Raw genomic sequence first — 18,896 nt, forward strand, 5'->3', positions numbered from 1 at the left:
CTCCTCCGCCCATCTTTTTTTCGTTTTCTGATCCAAGCAGGAGCCGTACGCCTCATTGAGCCGCACCGCATCCATTCCGACCGGTTTCCCTGTCGCAGCGCAAAACGGCGGCAGCCGCCTCCCCTGCTCGGGCCTCCGCACTTCCGGCGTACCGCTTCTCCCACTCACTCATCCACACTGCGGAAACGAGTCGCGAGCAGGGCCTGCGCCTTCCGCGTGTCCAGGGTCGTGTCGAGGAGGATGCCGTTTGCCGCCGCTTCTTCCGGGGTGACGACGTTCTCCTCGATCGCGGCGGGATCGAATCCGAAGCGGCGAGCCATTTTCCGGCAAAACGACCAGTAGCTCTCCCGCCCGCCCGGCCCCAGGTGGAGCGTGCCGCGCCACTCCGAATCCAGCAGTTCCGCCAAGGCAGACGCCAGGTCCTCCACGTGTACGAAGGTGCGAAACACATTGCCGCTGCGGACGACCCGCTCTCCCCTCTCCAGTGAGGCGAGCAGCGTTCGGACCCGCCTGTCCCACTGTCCGCCGGCATCGGGGCCGTAGATCGGACCCGTGCGAACGATCACATGGTTGTCGTGTCTCTCCCGCGTCATCCGCTCGCCGTCCAGCTTGGCGCTGCAGTAGGCGGCCAGCTCGTGGCCGGCCTGCCAATACGCCGTTGCGTCCGCTTCGCTGTAGTTCCCCCTGTTCCCCGGAAAAACGCCGTCCGTCGACACGAACACAAACCGTGTCGCCGGCTCGATCAGCGCCAACAGGCCGCCCAAACCGGCCCGGATCAGCCTCGCTTCGTCCGTCCCGCTCATCAGCGACCAGACGATCGCTCCGGGCCGCTCCCGCCCGATCAGCGCGGCCAGACGCTCGCGATCCGTGACGTCGAGGGGAACGTGCCGCTGACCGCACCTGCCGCGGCAGGTGCCGGTCACCTCCCAGCCGCGCCTGTTCAGGATTTCGTACAGCACGGAGCCGAGGTATCCGCTCGCTCCGAGCAGCAGCGCTTTTTTCATGGCAGATTCTCTCCTTCCGGGCCGAACACTGCAGGAATTTGTCGCACGGTTGGCAACAGGAGTTTTCCCGCCCGCACAGAAAGGCTTTTACAGAATAAGGAACCGCTTCTGCCAGAGCCGACATGGCGAAGCTGCAGGTGGGCCACCGCCACATGGACAAGACGGGAGGGAACGGTATGGGAAACGTGATTGAACTGGTCGCCAGGGAAAAAACCTACTCCGGCCGGGAAGTGGCCGCGACGCTCGGGATTGGCGCCAGTACACTGCGCAAGTGGAGCATGCTGTTGGAGCAGCACGGATACTGGTTTTTGCGGGACAGCCAAAACCGCCGGGAATACCGGCAGTCGGATGTGGCGGCCCTGCGCTCTTTTTACCAAATGACCAAAGAGCAGTTGGTTCCGCTGGAGGAAGCGGCCCGCAAGGTGGTGACGAGAACCGCTCCCGCTCCCGCGTCAGCCCCGGCGCGAACGGAAGCGGCTGCTCCGCTCGCCCCCCGCTCTCCCGCCCCGTTCGAACGGCTGGAGGAGCAGATTCACATGCTGGCCCGGCACGTGCAGCGGCAGGAGGACGCGCAGATGGCCCTGCTGGAACGGCTGGAGAAGCAGGAGGCCTACATCCGCAGCAGCCTGAAGGAGCGGGACCGCCGCCTGACCAAGGCGATGCGCGACATCCTGGAAACGAAGGCGCAAATCGCCCGGATGCAGGACGAGAAGCGCAAAACCACCATCTGGCACAAATTGTTTCGCATCACCTGACGGGCCGTTTCCCGTGCGTGCCCGGTGCGGTTGTCGGTCTGCCGGGATGCGGTTGGATCGCCTGGTTCCGCTGCGCCTCGCCGGCTTTTTTTCCTGCAGAAAAAACGGGCTGTTGACCATCTCTTCAACAGCCCCATAGTATCTTCCTTCTTTTTCCAACCCATTTGATGTTGTCACGCGGCGTGCGCGTTTTTGTCGCGGACCGCGGTCCTGTTCCGCATCACCAGGCTGACGGCCATCATCACCACGACGTTGACGATCAGCGCGACGATGCCGACGTTCAGATCCTGAATCGCCTGCGGCAAAAAGGGGAACAGGCTGCCGACCGTGGTCTTGCTCAGCGTGATGTAGGCTACCGTGGCCACCCCGGCGACAATGCCGGCCGCAGCTCCGTGCTTGGTCACCACATTGCGCTTCATCAGACTGAACAAGAGAGCCGGAAACAACTGCGTCACCAGGCTGTACCCCATCAAGAGCAGCGCGACAATCGCACTGCCGCCCGCAAACGTAAAGTAGAGGGAGATGAGCGCCACCACCGGCACCAGGTACTTGGCCAGTTTGGAAATCTGCGCGTCGCTCGCCTGCGGGGCGAACACCTTGTACACGTTTTTCGCCAGCAGCGTGGCGGCGGCCATCAGGATCATCGACCCCGGCACGATGGCGGTCAGCAGGCCCGCCGCCCCGATCACGCCGACAAACCACGGGTCAAACGTCTGAATGGACAGGCGCAGGAGCGACAGGTCGCCGTCCGCTCCCTTCAGGCCGGGCACCTGCAGAATGGCGGCGAAGCCCACAAAGAACACAAACAGCAGCACCAGCGAGTACAGCGGCATGATCATGGCGTTTTTTCGGAACACCCGCTCGTTTTCCGCCGAGTAGGCGGAGCCGAACGTGTGCGGCCACATGTAGAAGCCCAGCACCGTCAAGAGTACCGTGGAGATGAACCAGGAGGGGCTCATGCCGCTCTCCGGCAGGGCGAGAAATCCGGGCTTCGCCGCTTCCACCGCTTCAAACATCGGCTGGATGCCGCCGTAGTAGTGGTACGGCAGGTAGAGGCCGAGAAAGACGACGACAAACAGAATCATGATGTCCTTGAGCATCGCCGTCCAGGCGGAGCCGTGAATGCCCGAGACCATGACGTAGACGGTGACGGCGATGGTCCCGATCCAGATGGCCGCCTGGCGGGAGATGCTGCCGTACGACGCTTCCGACACGATGATCCCCAGGCCCTGGAGCTGCAGCACCAGATAGGGAATCAGCGCCGCCACGCCGACGAGTGAAACCAGGATGCCCAGATACGGGCTGTTGTACTTGCTGACGAAAAAGTCCGACTGGGAGACCAGCTTGTGTTCCTTGGCATAGCGCCAGATGGCGGGGAGCAGCCAGTAGGAGAGAACGTAGGCCAACGCGCCGTACGCGATGATGTAGAACGTCGGGCCGCCCTTGCTGTAGGCCCAGCCGCTGCCGCCGAGGAACGTAAACGTGGTGTAGATTTCCCCCGCCATCAGGAGAAAGACGAAAATGGTGCCGAAGCCGCGTCCCCCCACCGTCCACTGCTCGAGGTTCATGTCCTTGCCTTTGCGCGCCCGGATGCCGAGGTAGAGGGAGAGCGCCAGAAATCCGAAAATGATCAGCAACGCGGCGTTCATTGCGCATCCTCCTCCTTGTTCGCCGGGTCCAGTTTGTACACGACAGCCATGATCACCGATGTGAGGACGACCCACATGACGATCCAAAAGAGGAGAAACGGCAGGCCGAACACGTATGGGGTGACGCTGTTAACCAGCGGGATGCAGGCGAGGATGCCGATGAACGGCAGCAGCGCCAAGAGATGAATCGCCTTCATGGGAACCCTCCCTTCTTTTTCTGTACGAACCTGTTCGATCCGGTCTGTGTCCGACCGCGATTGGTTTGTTCCCGTCAAGAGATGCTGCCGCGCCTGCGTGGGGCGGCGGGCAGACATCGCCGGGGGACGGTCACATCACGATTTTGCGGGCGGCGTTGACGAACAACTTCACGCCCACCTGCAGCGCATCTTCGTCCACGGTAAAGCGCGGATGGTGGTGCGGGTAGACGATGCCTTTCTCCTTGTTGCCGGCGCCCACGTAGAAGAAGCAGCCCGGCGCTTTTTGCTGGAAGGCGGAGAAGTCCTCGCCGCCCATGTTCGGCTTGATGTGGTCCACCCATTCGGGCCCCAGCGTCTCCACCACCACTTCCTCCATCAGCCTGGTCACTTCGGCGTCGTTGATGACCGGCCGGTAGCCGAACTCGTACTTGAACTCATACGCGGCGCCGTGCGCTTCCGTAATCCCTTTGACCACCCGCTCCATCAGGGCCGGAACCCTCTCGCGCAGTTGTTGGTCAAAGCTGCGCACCGTGCCGCAGATGCTGACCGATCCCGGAATCACGTTGTGCGTCGTGCCGCCGATAAACTGGGTGACGGAAACGACCAGGTTGTCCAGCGGGTCGGTGTTGCGGGAGACGATGTGCTGCAGGTTGGTCACCACCTGCGCGGCGATGGCGATGCTGTCGACGGTCTGGTGCGGCAGGGCGGCGTGGCCGCCTTTGCCCAGGACCGTGATCCAGAACGTGTCCGGAGCGGCCATCATCGGCCCGGGGCAAATGCCGACCTTGCCGTACTCCAGCGGCGACCACAAGTGCGTGCCGATCACCATGTCGACGCCGTCCATCACGCCCGCCTGCACCATCTCTTCCGCTCCGCCGGGGTACAGTTCCTCCGCGTGCTGGAACAGGAAGCGCACCTCGCCTTTGATCCGGTCTTTCATCCCCGAGAGAATCTTGGCCGTCCCGAGCAGCATCGCCGTGTGGCCGTCGTGGCCGCAGGCGTGCATCACGCCCGGATTTTTCGAGGCAAAGGCAAACGTGTTCTCCTCGGTAATCGGCAGGGCGTCCATGTCCGCCCGCATCGCCAGGACACGCCCCGGCTGGGAGCCGATCAGCCGGGCCATGACGCTGGTCTTGGTCGGCCGGTGCACCTCCAGGCTGCCGAACGAAAGGAGTGTATCGTAGACGAACTGGGCGGTCTGTTCCTCGTGGAAGGACAGCTCCGGATGCTGGTGCAGATGGCGCCTCCACGCGATCACCTGCTCCTTGATCTGTTCCACCGCTTCGTTCAGCGTCGCTGTCGTCGTCATCTTTCATGCCTCCTTGTGATGTGCGGCCTCCCTAAAAACGGCGGAGCTTGCGCCGGTCCAGGGGTCCCGCATTCTGTATTTTTCAACAATTAAGCCGATTCGGCCAGGGACAGTACGGTTCGGTACAGCACGTTGGCGCCGTCCGCGCAGTCCTCTTTGCTGGTGTATTCCGCCGGATTGTGGCTGATGCCGTCCCGGGATCGGACGAAAATCATCCCGACCGGGCACAGCTCCGTCAACTGCATGCAATCGTGTCCGGCGCCGCTCGGCAAGGTGATGGTCTCCAGCCCCAGCGCTTCGCAGGCTGCCAGGGCAGCCGCCTGTATCTCCGCCGAACAGACGACGGGCGGAATGCGCTGCAGCAGCTCCACGCCGAGCCGCACGCCCCGTTCGCGGCAGATCGCTTCCGCCTGCCGGACGATCTCCTGCTCCACGCGGTCGCGCACCGCTTTGTCCACGTCGCGCAGGTCGAGCGAAAACTCCACCCGGCCGGGGATGATGTTTACGCCGCCGGGCGACACCGTCACCTGCCCCACGGTGCCGACCGCGGTGCCCGCTTTGCGGGCTTCGCGCTCGATCACCAGCATGATCTCGGCCGCCGCTGCCAGCGGATCGCGGCGCAGCGCCATCGGCGTGGCGCCGGCGTGGCCCGCTTCACCTTCCAGCACGAACTTCAGCCAGAGCGGTCCGGCCACCCCGCTGACCACGCCGACGGACAGGCCCCGGCTTTCCAGCACCTTCCCCTGCTCAATGTGCAGCTCCACGTAGGCCTTCACGCTCCCTTTGGGGCGGGCGGCCTTGCCGACGGCGTCGGGGTCGAGGCCGCTTGCGCGCATCGCCTCGGCGATGGAGACGCCGTCCTTGTCCCGGTGCTCCAGCTCCTCTCGTTTCAGCGAACCGGCGATGGCGCGGCTGCCGATCATCCCGTAGCTGAAGCGCGCCCCTTCCTCGTCGGTGAACGCGATCACCTCGATCGGATGTTCCGTCGCGACGCCCTGTTCGTTCATGGTCTGCAGCACTTCTACGCCCGCCAGCACGCCGAGCGGACCGTCGAAGTTGCCCCCGTTGAAGACGGAGTCGAGATGGGAACCGACCAGCACCACCGGCGCCTGCGGGTTGCGCCCTTCTTTCCGCCCGATCAGGTTGCCCGCTTCATCCTCCCGCACGCTGAGGCCCGCTTCCTCCATAAAGCCGCGAACCAGATCCTTGGCGGCCCGCTCTTCCGGCGTGAAGGAAAGCCGGGTGACCCCGCCGGATTCCTGCCTGCCGACGGCGCTGAGCCGCATCAGCCGATCCCACAGCCGTTCCGCATTAATCATTCGCTGCTACCTCCTCTATGTCGTCAACGATTAACGGTTGATTTACGGTTGTGTCCATAATTCTATAATAGTCATGTAATTTTGAAAAGAACAAACAAGAAAAGAAACGACCCTTTGCTTTTTGCAAGCAAAGAGTCATTACGTGGGAGTTTCGGTCGTTGCAGCCTGCTTCACACGGAACCCTCTGTCTTACAGCTGAATCCGGTACACTTTTCGCGGCCGGCCGCGCGGATGCGGACTCTCTTCGCCGACCACCTGGGCGAAGCCCTTCGACTCCAGCTCCATCAGGATGCGGCGGGCGCTGCGCGGCATGATCTGCATGTACATCGCCAGCTCGTGGGCGTTGATCTCCGACGTTCCCCGCTTTTTCAGGATGGAGTGCAGCTTGCTTAACGTCTGCACGCTGAGCGAGGTCTGCCGGCTGATTTCCTGCAGCTGGCCGGAGGCGGCGCTGTACGTGATCTGCTCCTGCCGTCCCAGCGGACCGACGATGCTTTTGTCGTCAAAATAGACCATCCAGGTGCCGGGGCCGCGCTCTTTGGCGTGCAGCAGCGCCGTGCCGGCGTGAATTTCCGCCTCGTAGGCCGTTTTGCCGACGCCGATCCCGCACGTCACCAGCTCGTCGCGAATGCCGAACAGCTCCTCCAGATTGGGGACGGACGTGTAATTGGCCGTGACCTCCCGCAGCATGCCGCGAGTGGTAAAGATGACGTAACGGCCCGGACCGGCCGTCTTCAGCGATCCCTGCAGTTGTTTGGCGTAGCGGAGCAGCTTCTCCGTGGCCTTGATCTCCAGATTGTGCAGTTCGTCGGTGGAGAACGCGCCGCTGGAAAGTCCCTTGAACGAATCGAACTCCATCATCTGCACGGTAATCTGGGTGTCTTTGAACTGGAGCATTTCGCGGGTGCGCAGGAGCATGCTGATCACCGAGTGAACACCCGTCCGCGTGGGCAGCACCCGGTAGACGGGGACACCGCGCCGCCGCAGCTCCAGCTGGGCCGTCCGCAGACAGGTGACGGCTCCCTTCGTCTTGCCGTCGCGCCACAGCCGTTCGTGGTAGTCGGCCAGTTCGCGAAAATGAATCGCCCCTTCGTAGTGCTTCAGCCAAAGATGGGTATGGACGATGCCCGCTTCCTCCAGGAAACGGGCGAGCTCCTCGGGTGAAAACGTGTCAAAGCTGAGCTCGTTGACGTGCATCCCCGCCTCGTGCGAGAGGTGCAGCAGCGTCCGGTACAGGCTGGCGCCGATATGCGGCACGTAGGCCATCGGCGTGTGGATCCTGCCCCATTCTTTCACCATCGCGTACGGCACCTGGCCGGAAAACAGCCACATGTCCGCCTCCTCGATGTGAGGCTCCAGCAAGTCAAAAATCTCCTCCTCCGACCAGTACACGATCGGCAGGCATTCAATCTCCGCAAATTCCTGGACGACGGAGCGGATAATCTCCAGCGAATCGTCCGCGCCCAATACTCCGAGTCTGAGTTTCAACACACGTCCCTCTTTCGCGCAGTCTGTCTTGCCCACTCTATTACCTTATACCTTAGCAAATTTGGCCCGGCGAGGAAACGCGGCCTGCGATCACCTGCCCGCCGACCGAACCGCCTTTTGGCCGATCCAGTGGGCCGCGAACAGAACCGGCCCGATGAAAAGGACGTAGGGCAGGGTGGCAAACAGCGTCCCCCAGGTGACGGCACCGCTCGCCAACAGGCGGTAATACGCGTACAGGGCATACGGCAGAACCACCAGCACCGCCGTAACAACCCCCGGCGTATAGCAGCGAAACTGCAGGGTGTGGCCCAGATGGGAAAAGACGTTGAGGAACAGGACGTGGAGGCAGACGAGGAAAACAGGTAGGTACGTTCCCGCCGGCAGGGTGACGGCGGCCAGCAGCGTCGCCACAGACAGGATGACAAACAGGCAGGTGACGGCAGCGGCAAACTGCGCCGTCGTCATCTTGAGCGACGGCTCCAGGAAGCGGACCAGCCCAGCCGGCAGTCCGTTCGTGACCCGCTCTTTGTTCGTCGCCAGCCACGTTTCGACGGTGATGATCTCCTCCAGATCGTGCAGCATGAACACGACCGGAAACAGCCAAATCACAGCGGACAGCTCCAGAAGCGAATCCAATTGCGCAATCATCGCCTTCTCCTCCTACCCGTTCACCCGCAAAATCCCGTGGGTGATGAACGTCACCGCTTCATCGGCCAACTGCTCCGCATCCTTTTCGCCGCTGAGCAGGTAGCGGGCCGTCAACCGCTCCATCACCGCGACCATGCACTCTGCCGCCACCTCCGGGGAAAGCTCCCGGCGGACATGCCCGGCCGCCTGGTTGCGCACCAGATTGGCCTGCACCATGGCGACGATCTCCCGCTTGATCGCCTCGCCTTCGTCCGTCTCAAACAGCGCGATTTTGGTCACCTCGGGACGCTCCGCCAGAAAGCGGAACAGCCTGGCCAGATTCTCCCGCACCTGCACGATAACGTCCGCCCCGGCGAGCGGCGTCACGTCCCGTCCGGCGTCGGCAATCTGCCGCAGCCGTTCGCAAAAGGGGCTCACCAGCTCCAGCCAGACCGCTTCCTTGCTGGGAAAATACAGGTAAAACGCCGCCTGGGTCAAACCGGCACGTCTCACGATGTCGCTGATTTTCGTCCGGTGAAAGCCGTTTGCGGCAAATTCCGCTGCCGCCGCCTGCAGCAGCCTGCTCCGGCTGAGCTGTCCTTTTCCCGTTTTCGCCCGGTTCATGCTCGGTCACCTCGAAAAACTAACTCGTCAGTTACATAACTTTCAAGTTAGTTTTACAACTTTTGGATTCCCTTGTCAATCTCCCTTGATTTTTTGTTTGGCAATCGGTAAAATGTTTGCTCAAAGAGTATGTACATGGCGATGAGGAAGAAGAGTAGGCATCACAGGAGACTCAAGAGAGCTGATGGATGGTGCGAATCAGCGTCAAATGGATGTTGAATGGGCTTCCGAGCTCCGAACCGAACCCGCCCGGCGGCAGTAGGCTTCGGCGTGAACGTCCGCACGTTACAACGGACACCGTATCACCGGTACGGAACAAGGCGATTTCAACCACGGGCACACGGCCGTGGATTGAAATAAGAAGGGTGGCACCGCGGTTCATCCGTCCCTGTTGTGGGCGGATGGACCTTTTTTATTTTATCTTCACCGTCAATCTTGGAAAGGAGCGAACCAAACCGATGAAAACCATTTTTTCCGGCATTCAGCCCAGCGGCATCCTCACCCTGGGCAACTACCTGGGCGCGATGAAGCACTTCGTCCCGCTGCAGGATGAATTCAACTGCTACTTCTGTATCGTCGACCAGCATGCCATCACTGTTCCGCAGGACCCGACCGCGCTCCGCGAGAACATCCGCCGCCTGGCCGCCCTCTACCTGGCTGTCGGCCTGGATCCCGAGAAAGTGACCCTGTTTATCCAGTCGGAAGTGCCGGCCCACGCCAAGCTTGGCTGGATCATGCTCTGCACCTCCTACGTGGGCGAACTGGAGCGGATGACCCAGTACAAGGACAAATCCCAAGGGCGCGGCGAGTCCATCCCTGGAGGTCTCCTGGCCTACCCGCCGCTGATGGCGGCCGACATTCTCCTGTACGGCACGCACTACGTCCCGGTCGGCGAGGACCAGAAACAGCACCTGGAGCTGACCCGCGACCTGGCCATTCGCTTCAACAACCGCTACGGCGAGATTTTCACCATCCCGGAAATCCGCGTGGCGGAAGTGGGCGCGCGGATCATGTCGCTGCAGGACGGGACCAAGAAGATGAGCAAGTCCGATCCCAACCAGGGCGCCTACATCTCCATGCTGGACGACCCGGACACGATCGCGAAAAAAATCAAGCGGGCACAGACCGACTCCGACAACGCCGTCCGCTACGACAAGGAGAACAAGCCGGCCATTTCCAACCTGCTGACCATCTACTCCCTCTGCTCCGGCAAATCCCTGGAGGAGTTGGAAGAGATGTACGCAGGCAAAGGCTACGGCGCCTTTAAAACCGATCTGGCCGAAGTGGTCATCGAGACGCTGAGACCGATCCAGGAGCGCTACCACCAGTTGATCAACTCGCCGGATCTGGACGACATTCTCACCGCCGGCGCCGAGAAGGCAAACCGCGCCGCCAACCAGATGCTGTACAAAGTGGAAAAGGCCATGGGCATGGCGCGGCTGTAAACGAAACGGACACGGGAACACTCCCTGCCAAAGGGCTGCCTTTCGGGGCAGCCCGTTTTCTTTGTCTGTTTTTTCGTACCCGAAAGTAGGCTATTGTTCACTTGTGAATGGTTTTCCCCTTGTAATAAGATGGGAAAAGTGTAAATGCCCCCCCGAGCGAAAGCGGGTTCTCCTGCTTGACAAGCGGCCCGTTCGCGCCAACTTTCCCGACGGAGGAACATGCCATGCAACCAGCCCGTTTTCTCTACCTGCTGCTCTGTCTGACTGCCGGTTTGCTGGTCGGCTTTTCGTCGCCCGACAAGGGGAAAAAAGCAACCTGGATCTGGCAGGCAGAGCTGATCGGCCCCCAACGCCAAGAGATTCTCGACTTTGCGGAAAGCCAAGGGATCAATCTGATCTATCTGCGCATCGACAGGGAAAAGCCGTTTGACTACTACCGTCCATTCATCCGGGAGGCCCGATTGGCCGGCATCGAGGTGCACGCCTTGGGCGGCCATCCGCGCTGGTCCCTTACCGCCGACCGGGAGCGGATGCTCGGTCTCGTGGACTGGGTAAAACGGTACAACCGCTCGGTGGACCAGGAGGAGCGCATACGGGGGGTGCACCTGGACATCGAGCCGTACCTGCTTCCCGAGTGGAACGACGATCAGCCCGCCGTGCTGAAACAGTGGATGGGCAACATCGAGGCTTTTGTGACCGCAGCCAGAGAGGAGGACGGTCTGGAAGTGAGCACCGACCTGGCTTTCTGGTTTGATCAAACGCCTGTGCCGGGACAAGCCGGTACGCCGTTCAGCACATGGATGATCGACACGTTTGACCACGTCACCCTGATGGCTTACCGCGACACGGTGGACGGTCCCAACGGCATCGAAGCGCTGGTCAAGGACGAGCTGGAGGCGGCGGACGCCCTCGGCAAACAGGTGATCATCGCGGTAAACTCAAAAGAGATGCCGCACGATCCGCACACCTCGTTTTTTGAGGAGGGAGCGGAAGCGATGGACGCGCAGCTCGCCGAGGTTTCTTCGCGGCTGGGTGGCCATCCGTCTTTCGCCGGCGTCGCGGTTCACGATTACCGCCATTGGCAAAACCTTCGGAAGACCCCGGACGTTACGACGAAGCCGGCTCTCGCCACGTACGTGTGGCACGCCGAACACGCCATCACCGAAGGGGACGAGATTATCGCCTTTGCCAAAGAGCAGGGAATCAATCTGCTGTACGTGCGGCTGGACCTGCAGCAGCCCTACGAGGCGTACGCCGATTTTGTGGAAAAGGCGACGGCCGCCGGAATCGAAGTGCACGCGATGGGCGGACACCCGATCTGGGCCCTGGAGCAGTACCGGGAGCGGATGCTGAAGCTGGTCCGCTACGTGAAAGACTACAATCGGAATGTCGCGCCCAATCAGCGGTTCCACGGCATCCATCTGGACATCGAGCCCTACGTCATGCCCGTCTGGCGGCAGGACACGAACGCGGTGCTACGGCAGTGGATGGACAATATCAACGCGTTCGTGGAAGAGACGAAACGGGATAGCGACCTGGAGACAAGCTGCGACCTTGCCGTCTGGCTGGACCAGTTTGACGTCCCGGACGAACCCGGAACCTCTTTCAGCAAGTGGATGATCAGCCGACTGGACCACGTGACGCTGATGGCCTTTCGTGACTACGCCGAAGGACCGGGAGGCATCGCGGCCGTGATCAAAGACGAAATGACGTTTGCCGACGAGTTGGGCAAGAAGCTGATCGTCGCCGTGGAAATGAAGGAAAGCGGAGAAGGGGAGCACATCACCTTTTTCGAGGAAGGGAAGGCGGAAATGCTGCGGCAGCTCGCCAAGCTGCCCAAGCTTTTGGTGGAGCACCCGTCGTACAAGGGGAACGCCGTACACGCATACGAATATTGGAAGACGGCCAGGGAATAAGCGGCCGTCCGTTCACACAGACAGGCCCACCGGAACGTCCCGGTGGGTCTGCCATTTCCGGGTGGGGAGTCACACTCCCCGTAAAGAAGGCCCATTCCGCTGCGAATGGGCCTTCGAGTGGACATTCCAAGCCGGCTTTCACTTCGCTTCGCCGGTGACCCTCACCTGCACCTTGGCCGTCCTGCCGCCGTACGAGACGGTGAGGACCGCCCGGTCGTTGTTTTTGGCGTGATCCGCCACGCGAATGACACCTTCCGGGCTTACGGTGACGAGGTCCGGCTCACTGGACTCGTAGACGCAGTCCGTAGTCACGTCCCGCCGGCCGCCTTTCCCCAAAACGGCCGCCACCTGAATCCGCACTTCGCTTCCGGGCCGCAGCTTGACGTGACGTTCCCGGACGATGAGCGCCCGCACGTCAGGGGACTGCCCCCCGTTCCGCTCGGGCAGGTCCATCTGCACCAGCACCGGATCGTGGTCGCTGGCCCGCCCCTGTTCGCCGGTGAAATCGGCGTTGATGTGGACGATGTCAACGGTAGTGCGCTCCGCCAAATGGCGGCTGACGAGGATGTGGTCGAGCGCCTGGGAGTTGCCCTGGTACACGTAGGTGTACCGCTCGCCGGCCGGCAGCGTTTCCACCATGTTGCGGAGCACGTCCCCTTCCAGCGTCCGCAGCGGACGGGAGAACGGGAAGTCGTTCAGATCGCCGAGCACGACCACGTTGGCCTGCGGGTCGGCGGCGTGGATGTCGCGGACGAACCCGTTGACCGCCTTGGCGATCTCCACCCGCTGGGCTTCGCTCGCGAGTACGGGAGGCTGCCGGACGCCGAACAAGGGGCCGTCCCCTCCTTTGGAGTTGAAGTGGTTGGCGATCACGATCACCTGTTTGTCGCCGAACCAAAATTCGGCGGCAAGCGGTTTGCGGCTGTCGACAAACGCCGCGTTGGCCGGGTCGATACGGCCCGGGTTGTGGGACAAGCGGGCCATGCCCTGCTCCGTTTCCACGCGAACAGCGGTGACGGCATCCCCCGCCGGCCGCTCGGCCAACCGGACGCGGTCGGGGTTGTACAGGAACCCGACGCGGATGTTACCGCCCGGCTGTCCGCCGTCCCGCTTGTCTTCGGGCGCGATGTCCACGTACCGGTAGGCGGGGCCGCCCAGCTTCGCCACGGCGTCAATCAGCACCTGCGCCGACTGGCTGGCGTCGGTCACGCCGTCGTCCTTGGGGCCGCTGTTGTCCTGCATCTCGATCAGGCCGACGATGTCCGGCCGTTTCAGATTGTGGACAATCGAGTCGGCGATGCGCCTCACTTTTTCCGCATCCGCGCGGGCGGAGAAGTTCTCGATGTTGTAGGAGGCGATCGTCACGTGATCCGCCTTTGGCTCGATCGCCGTGACTTCCCGTTCGTGGCCGCCGTCCACCAGCGCCGGCAGCGGCTTGATGTTGTACAGTTTGTAGTTGGCAAAGCTGTAGTCGATCACCCCGACGATCGGCCCCGCAAAGGTATCGCCCACCTTTGCGTCGGGTGCCCCTGCGACCAGCTTGTCGGCCACCGTGATCCGCTCCGGGTTGTAGTTGTCCTCGGCGATCGCGACGCCGCCCGCAGGGGTGCGCACCTCGTCCGGATTGGCCCCGTCGGAGACGATGACGAACTCAGCGCTCGGCGGGTTGGCAAACGTCTCCGTCGCCCCCACGACGCGGGGATGGTTCACCTGGACAAGCATCCCTTCCACGCTCTCCCAGAAATCGATGCCGTCTTCCTCTGGATCGAAGCGGGCAAAGCTGTCATTGTCGATCACGTTGTGCGGGAAGGGATACGCCCCCTCCCCCAGCACAATCGGGGCGGGCAGCGGCTGATTACTCGCCAGCACCCGCACGGCCGTCGCGTCGATCTCCGTCAGCGTCAGGTCGGTTTCCTGCCGGCTTTTGCTCACGTACTCCTTGACGGTCCCGCTCACCTCGACGCGGTCTCCCGCCTTTACCCGGGCGTTCGGCTCGTAGACGTAGAGGCCTTCCGACGTGCGCGGGTCGCTGTCCGGCTCAGGGTCCTGCACGTAAAAGCCGGTCGTGCCGCTCCCGCCCGCGACGACCGCCGTGACGATCCCTTCCACATTTGCCACCGTTTCGCCTTTGTAGGGCGACTCGTGGGACGCCCCCTGGATGTCGTGGATGCGGACGACGTCAGTTTGGATCGTATAGGGGTAGACGGCGACGTCGCTCGCCGTCAATCCGTCCTTGACGGCAAACGCCTTGATCGTCAGCGGTTCAGCCACCGCGATCGGCTGCTGATAAACCGGACTGGCCGTGGTCGGTTCCGTGCCGTCCAGGGTGTAGTGAATGACCGCTCCTTCCAGCGGGGTCGTCAGCTTCACCAGCGTTCCAGCGGGCACGGCAGGACCCGGGGGCTCGGCCGTCACGGCGGGCACTTTGCCCGGATCGCTTCCATTGTCGAGCGGCGGCTCCGCCGGACTGAGGCTGTGTTTCGGCGTCGGCTCGCCGGCGACAAAATCGCTAGCGTTTTGGTCCGTGTCCCAGCCGTTCCCCTCCCCCGGCACCACCGCGGAAGCGCCGCTTTTGCGGGACACACTGGTCACGACGGAGGGCGCGGGGGCGGGACTGCCTCCCTCGGCGGCGTTGGTGCTGCCGTATCCGACAAAGTCGATGACCCCCGGCTGTCCGGCGGGATCGGCACCCGACAGCAGTTGGGTGTGACTGACCAATGCCACCTTCCCCTGCGTCGCTTTCATGGCGATGCCGCCCGAGGCGTCCGGTGCGGGAAGGCTGGCCCCGTCGCTGCCGCCCCCTTCCCGAATCAGGAAATAGCCGTGCGGCGGGATGCTGCCGGACAGCTCCGTCTTCTGCCACGACGTGCCCGTGGCGGAGGCGTACTGAACCGACCAGTTGTCCAGGGTCACGGCCTGCCCGGTCGGATTGTACAGCTCGACATAGTCGTGCTGATACGCCGCGCCGCTGCTCCCGCCGCCGCCAAACACCTCGCTGATGACCACGTGGCCGGCCGTTTCCGCCCCCGCTTGGGGCAGCGGTCCGGCGGGCATGACGCAGCCAGCCAGCACCGCCGCCAGCACCCGTTTCCACCAGCGTCCATGCACTTTGCGTACCTTGTTCATCGTCCCCATCCCTTCCTGTTTTTTATGGAAATCTATTCCTGATTCTACACAACTTGTCTAACTTGTATGTAAATTCGGCGCAAAGATTGAATGGAGCTTTGGTATGAAAAACGCGGGGGATGGCTCGGACCGCTGCCCTATTTACGCACCTGCCGGCCCGGGGACAAGATCCGTAAACAAAAAAAGACCCGAGCGGAGTGCGCGGGTCGTCTGTCCGGACGGACGTCAGGGCAGCGGGACGGGAAGTTCCATCGTTCTGCTGCCGTCTTTTGCGCTTTCTTCAAACAAGATCAGCGTGAGCGACGTATTGGGATTCTCTTTCTTCACGGAAAGCGTAAATTGAAAATCTCCCCACTCGGGCCCCCCGGCGGACGCCTGGGTGACCCCCGCTGCCAGTTCATTATGACCGTCCTCGACGACGTAGTGAACGACGCCTTCAAATACGCGGGCTTTCCCTTTTACTTCGAACGTATCTTCTTTTGTCTTTTTCACGGTCACGCCTTGAAACCGGTCGTTCTCGTACCGGGGTTGCGTTTGACCGGTATCCGGCTGTGCCGGAGCGGCATCGTTCGGCGGGTCTGACGGAGCCGTGACGGGCGGTTGATCTGATGGAGCCGTAGCGGGCGCCGTGCCGGGTTGGGCCTGGTCGTTCGGCTTCTTTTCCGACGCCGCGCAGCCCTGCAGCAGCCCGGCCAGCAGGCAGAGCACAAGAAACCTGCGCATGGTATCCCCCCGATTCATGTTGGGATGTTTCTTTACTCTTAATAAGTAAGACGGCGTCCGCAGCGCTTTGTTGCAGGAAAAAAACCCCGTTTCCGCAGCAGCGGAGGCGGGACGACCGATGCAGAGGCGGCCCTGCAGCGGATGGCGGCCGCATGTCATTCGCTTTTGGCCTTCGCCAGAGCAGCCTCCGCTCTGAGTCTGGCTCTCATGTCCGCCCGTTCCGCTTCCTTCAGGCGAGGACAGGTGTAGCAGTAACGGCCTCCTTCCGTGCGGTAGTAGAGACAGCAGGCGCTTTTCATGCTGACTTGCCGGTCGGGATCGAACGGGTCTTCGATCAGCCGCAGTTTCACCCCCAACGGATTTTTCGTTCGGCCGAATACCTGCGGGTCAAGCTGCTCGGTCAGAAAGCGGAAGTCGTCGGCGATCCGGCGGCGCAACAGCTCCTGCTCCGTCTCCTTGAGCCATCCGTCCCGTTCGTATTGAAAGCGGGCCGGAAGCTGTCCCCATAACTGGCCGACGTTTACCCCGGCCGCTGCCGAAACGGCCTCCAAGAGCGGCCTGACCGTGTTCCCGTACACATCCTGAAGCACCCTGCCGCGCCACTCCGCTCTCGCCGCCTCGTCGGCCGGCCCGTCCTGCTCCGCCCAGCGGTTGAGCATGAACGAGAACCGGTGGTAGCCGTCCTGGGCGTACAACTGCACGGTGAGGTTGTTCAGCGACAGGTCAAACGCCTTGTTCCAGACGGACATCGCGTACTGCACGGCCAGGGCCGGTCCGCACAGCCACCCGCTGAAATAGGTCGCGGCCGGAGCCGGGTCCGGCGCTTTGATCAGTCGGGCGTACACACCGATCAGGCTGGACATCTGCGCTGTTTCCAACAGCTCGGACGCGGGGCCGGACCAGACGACGTTCGCCATCTCCCGCCTGCTGGTAAAAAAGTGCCGCTCCAGTTTGTCAAAGTCTGCTTGCTGCATGGTCATCATCTCCGGTTCAGGCAATGTTTGCGGCTCATTTATTGATAGTGATTATTGTTTTCACGTGTGTTTGTATCATTGTACTACAATGTCATGGGCCCTACAACAGCCGGATGCGCGCCTTCGGGCCAGGCAGACACGCTTCGGCCGAAGCCCTTTCGGGGAAGCCGGTCTTGCTGCGCAGCGCGTACGTCGTGCCGTTTCAGGAAGCGGTAAAAAACCGCTCCGATTTCGGGCGGTTTCGGTCTGCCTGCCGGTATCGGTCGATTTTCAACCGCTCCCCCACAGGAGCGGCGGCCGTCGCTTGAGCGTCACCTGTTCTTGGCGTACAGCCAGTTGTAATAGCTGGCGTGCTTCAGCTCGTCGGTCATGATTTCAAACACGGTATCCCGATACTGCAGCGGAATGTATTTATAGATGGTGCGGTAACGTTCGAACGCTTTCAGTTCGCCAAACAGGGCCTGCTCAATCCCGGCCAGATAGCTCTCCGGAGGCTGGAACGCCTCGTTCTCGTCATGCGTCACAGGACGCTGTCCGGTCAACTGGCCGTAGAGCTGGAGAAACAGCCGGCGGTGTTTCCGCTCGTCATCGCGAATGCCGGCAATCACCTGTTTTTCCTGCTCGGTCGGCGCTTTCCCGATCAGGTAGTCGTAAAACAGCTCATCCTGCCGCTCTCCTGCGATGCCTTCCTGTATCATCCGGAGGACGACCTTCATCCGGTCATCGTACCCCTCCAAGGCGGCGTGCCGCAAGGGCATGTAAGATGTGTACCGATAAGGTCCGTACCAGTATCCGCTCATCTCGTCCTGTCTCCTTTGTCGTGATTCACCTACAGGATATGCGCCTGCCCGGCAAAAGGAGCATGGCAACGGCGGGAACGGCATAATAGCCGGTTGTCACCGATATACAAGCAAGCTGGTACGATTCTGTAACCCACCGGGCGGATGCCGGGTCTGGACAACGACAAAGAGGAGCGTCGGCGGCGTCTTCGTCGAACTGAAACCCGGTCAATCTGTACAGCAACGGACTGTACACAGAGCATCTGCTTGTGCCGTTGGCGAATCACATCCTCCCATGCATGCAGCCGGAACCGGTTTAACGGCTTTCCTCGGAAACGTGAATACCCGATGATCCATAGTTGAGCGATTCCGTTTTCTTCGTAACCCTTCATTCTTTTTCGCAATACTTCCAAAGGCACGGGCGAACATTGAAACTCGATGCACAATTGCTGTCCGTCCGGAAATACGGTGAGAACGTCCGCTCGCTGATTGCCGTTTGATACACACGCTTCCACAGTAGTGTTGTTAGCGGGAAACAGACTGCTCACCCACTGCTTGATCACCTCTTTGCCGCAGACATGCTCATGGGTCTCCGGCTCCCGGTACTCACAAACTGCCCTCGCTACATGAGCAAAATGGGGCTTTATCTTTGGACCGTGCCGGTATTTGACCGGACCGTGACACAACAAGCAGCGCAAACTTTTCGTCGACCATCTCCGCAGCAAAGATTCGTCATACTCGTTCGCCCCAACGAAAAAACCGTCGGTGTGCTGGCATTTCTCCAAATGATCATCCCCCCTCTTTACCCTTGTACCTCCTGCCGGACGGACAAAAAAACGGAGAAAGCAGGTCGTCCACTCCCGAAAGAAGCCGAACATAATAAAAACAGCCGTCCCGTGCGCAACTTGCGCATAAGACGGCTGTCGACGTGCCGAGGTGCGGATCGGCCTACGGCTCCCAT

At 61.7% G+C, this 18,896-nt stretch carries 17 protein-coding genes and 1 other annotated feature; of the genes, 4 read left to right on the forward strand and 13 right to left on the reverse strand.

The features are described from left to right. Nucleotides 1-164 precede the first annotated feature (164 nt). A complete protein-coding gene (locus FOI68_RS04045) occupies nt 165-1,004 on the reverse strand; it encodes an SDR family oxidoreductase (protein WP_143862392.1) in 840 nt (279 codons plus the stop codon). 176 nt (nt 1,005-1,180) lie between these two features. On the opposite strand from FOI68_RS04045, the gene FOI68_RS04050 reads away from it, so the two are divergent. Further along, complete coding sequence (locus tag FOI68_RS04050; RefSeq protein ID WP_143862393.1) at nt 1,181-1,759, forward strand: hypothetical protein; 579 nt, start codon at nt 1,181-1,183, stop codon at nt 1,757-1,759. Nucleotides 1,760-1,932: 173 nt separating this feature from the next. On the opposite strand, the gene FOI68_RS04055 is transcribed toward FOI68_RS04050, so the two are convergent. The 7 genes from FOI68_RS04055 to FOI68_RS04085 all read right to left on the reverse strand — a co-directional run bounded on the left by FOI68_RS04055 (nt 1,933) and on the right by FOI68_RS04085 (nt 8,972). Beyond that, on the reverse strand, nt 1,933-3,408 hold the full coding sequence (locus FOI68_RS04055; protein ID WP_065067932.1) for a sodium:solute symporter family protein: 1,476 nt from the start codon (nt 3,406-3,408) through the stop codon (nt 1,933-1,935). After that, entirely contained in the window at nt 3,405-3,605 is a 201-nt protein-coding gene (locus tag FOI68_RS04060; protein ID WP_029097789.1) for a DUF3311 domain-containing protein, read from the reverse strand. The genes FOI68_RS04055 and FOI68_RS04060 overlap by 4 nt, the downstream gene beginning before the upstream one ends. Before the next feature lie 130 nt (nt 3,606-3,735). Further along, nucleotides 3,736-4,914 (reverse strand): M20 family metallopeptidase, encoded by a 1,179-nt coding sequence (locus tag FOI68_RS04065; RefSeq protein WP_143862394.1) that lies wholly within the window; start codon nt 4,912-4,914, stop codon nt 3,736-3,738. A gap of 89 nt (nt 4,915-5,003) precedes the next feature. Beyond that, on the reverse strand, nt 5,004-6,233 hold the full coding sequence (locus FOI68_RS04070) for a Zn-dependent hydrolase (RefSeq protein ID WP_143862395.1): 1,230 nt from the start codon (nt 6,231-6,233) through the stop codon (nt 5,004-5,006). Nucleotides 6,234-6,422: 189 nt separating this feature from the next. After that, on the reverse strand, nt 6,423-7,721 hold the full coding sequence (locus tag FOI68_RS04075) for a helix-turn-helix domain-containing protein (RefSeq protein WP_143862396.1): 1,299 nt from the start codon (nt 7,719-7,721) through the stop codon (nt 6,423-6,425). Between the two features lie 90 nt (nt 7,722-7,811). Further along, nucleotides 7,812-8,369, reverse strand: a complete 558-nt coding sequence (locus tag FOI68_RS04080) for an HXXEE domain-containing protein (RefSeq protein ID WP_143862397.1) — start codon at nt 8,367-8,369, stop codon at nt 7,812-7,814. 12 nt (nt 8,370-8,381) lie between these two features. After that, on the reverse strand, nt 8,382-8,972 hold the full coding sequence (locus tag FOI68_RS04085; protein ID WP_143862398.1) for a TetR/AcrR family transcriptional regulator: 591 nt from the start codon (nt 8,970-8,972) through the stop codon (nt 8,382-8,384). A gap of 132 nt (nt 8,973-9,104) precedes the next feature. Further along, nucleotides 9,105-9,365: a binding site (T-box leader), on the forward strand. 65 nt (nt 9,366-9,430) lie between these two features. Here FOI68_RS04085 and trpS point away from each other — a divergent pair. Together trpS and FOI68_RS04095 are read left to right on the forward strand one after the other, a co-directional pair. Continuing rightward, a complete protein-coding gene (gene trpS, locus FOI68_RS04090) occupies nt 9,431-10,417 on the forward strand; it encodes a tryptophan--tRNA ligase (protein WP_143862399.1) in 987 nt (328 codons plus the stop codon). Nucleotides 10,418-10,641: 224 nt separating this feature from the next. Further along, nucleotides 10,642-12,333, forward strand: coding sequence for a hypothetical protein (locus tag FOI68_RS04095; RefSeq protein WP_143862400.1), 1,692 nt, complete (start codon nt 10,642-10,644; stop codon nt 12,331-12,333). Nucleotides 12,334-12,471: 138 nt separating this feature from the next. Here FOI68_RS04095 and FOI68_RS04100 read toward each other — a convergent pair whose 3' ends face one another. From FOI68_RS04100 to FOI68_RS04110, 3 genes are all read right to left on the reverse strand, one after another. Then, a complete protein-coding gene (locus FOI68_RS04100; RefSeq protein WP_143862401.1) occupies nt 12,472-15,459 on the reverse strand; it encodes a chitobiase/beta-hexosaminidase C-terminal domain-containing protein in 2,988 nt (995 codons plus the stop codon). A 225-nt stretch (nt 15,460-15,684) separates the two neighbouring features. After that, nucleotides 15,685-16,182, reverse strand: a complete 498-nt coding sequence (locus FOI68_RS04105; RefSeq protein ID WP_143862402.1) for a Gmad2 immunoglobulin-like domain-containing protein — start codon at nt 16,180-16,182, stop codon at nt 15,685-15,687. 155 nt (nt 16,183-16,337) lie between these two features. After that, nucleotides 16,338-17,156, reverse strand: a complete 819-nt coding sequence (locus tag FOI68_RS04110) for a (2Fe-2S)-binding protein (protein ID WP_051968097.1) — start codon at nt 17,154-17,156, stop codon at nt 16,338-16,340. Between the two features lie 173 nt (nt 17,157-17,329). Here FOI68_RS04110 and FOI68_RS23885 point away from each other — a divergent pair, with 173 nt between their 5' ends. Continuing rightward, complete coding sequence (locus tag FOI68_RS23885) at nt 17,330-17,464, forward strand: hypothetical protein (protein ID WP_255433358.1); 135 nt, start codon at nt 17,330-17,332, stop codon at nt 17,462-17,464. 3 nt (nt 17,465-17,467) lie between these two features. Here FOI68_RS23885 and FOI68_RS04115 read toward each other — a convergent pair whose 3' ends face one another. Continuing rightward, complete coding sequence (locus FOI68_RS04115; protein ID WP_051188073.1) at nt 17,468-17,956, reverse strand: ferritin-like domain-containing protein; 489 nt, start codon at nt 17,954-17,956, stop codon at nt 17,468-17,470. Between the two features lie 29 nt (nt 17,957-17,985). After that, the gene (locus FOI68_RS24215) at nt 17,986-18,813 is read right to left on the reverse strand and encodes a competence protein CoiA (RefSeq protein ID WP_143862403.1); all 828 of its coding nucleotides are present in this window, start codon (nt 18,811-18,813) and stop codon (nt 17,986-17,988) included. Nucleotides 18,814-18,896: the final 83 nt, after the last annotated feature.

Origin of the sequence: Brevibacillus sp. LEMMJ03 (assembly GCF_007197875.1) — a bacterium.
GTDB lineage: Bacteria > Bacillota > Bacilli > Brevibacillales > Brevibacillaceae > Brevibacillus > Brevibacillus thermoruber.

Coding starts and splice junctions, on each gene's coding strand:
- FOI68_RS24215 (WP_143862403.1), bottom strand. CDS start 18,813: ATGTTCGGCTTCTTTCGGGAGTGGACGACCTGCTTTCTCCGTTTTTTT.
- FOI68_RS04080 (WP_143862397.1), bottom strand. CDS start 8,369: ATGATTGCGCAATTGGATTCGCTTCTGGAGCTGTCCGCTGTGATTTGG.
- FOI68_RS04050 (WP_143862393.1), top strand. CDS start 1,181: ATGGGAAACGTGATTGAACTGGTCGCCAGGGAAAAAACCTACTCCGGC.
- FOI68_RS04095 (WP_143862400.1), top strand. CDS start 10,642: ATGCAACCAGCCCGTTTTCTCTACCTGCTGCTCTGTCTGACTGCCGGT.
- FOI68_RS04045 (WP_143862392.1), bottom strand. CDS start 1,004: ATGAAAAAAGCGCTGCTGCTCGGAGCGAGCGGATACCTCGGCTCCGTG.
- FOI68_RS04065 (WP_143862394.1), bottom strand. CDS start 4,914: ATGACGACGACAGCGACGCTGAACGAAGCGGTGGAACAGATCAAGGAG.
- FOI68_RS04085 (WP_143862398.1), bottom strand. CDS start 8,972: ATGAACCGGGCGAAAACGGGAAAAGGACAGCTCAGCCGGAGCAGGCTG.
- FOI68_RS04055 (WP_065067932.1), bottom strand. CDS start 3,408: ATGAACGCCGCGTTGCTGATCATTTTCGGATTTCTGGCGCTCTCCCTC.
- FOI68_RS04115 (WP_051188073.1), bottom strand. CDS start 17,956: ATGAGCGGATACTGGTACGGACCTTATCGGTACACATCTTACATGCCC.
- FOI68_RS04060 (WP_029097789.1), bottom strand. CDS start 3,605: ATGAAGGCGATTCATCTCTTGGCGCTGCTGCCGTTCATCGGCATCCTC.
- FOI68_RS04110 (WP_051968097.1), bottom strand. CDS start 17,156: ATGCAGCAAGCAGACTTTGACAAACTGGAGCGGCACTTTTTTACCAGC.
- trpS (WP_143862399.1), top strand. CDS start 9,431: ATGAAAACCATTTTTTCCGGCATTCAGCCCAGCGGCATCCTCACCCTG.
- FOI68_RS04105 (WP_143862402.1), bottom strand. CDS start 16,182: ATGCGCAGGTTTCTTGTGCTCTGCCTGCTGGCCGGGCTGCTGCAGGGC.
- FOI68_RS04100 (WP_143862401.1), bottom strand. CDS start 15,459: ATGAACAAGGTACGCAAAGTGCATGGACGCTGGTGGAAACGGGTGCTG.
- FOI68_RS04070 (WP_143862395.1), bottom strand. CDS start 6,233: ATGATTAATGCGGAACGGCTGTGGGATCGGCTGATGCGGCTCAGCGCC.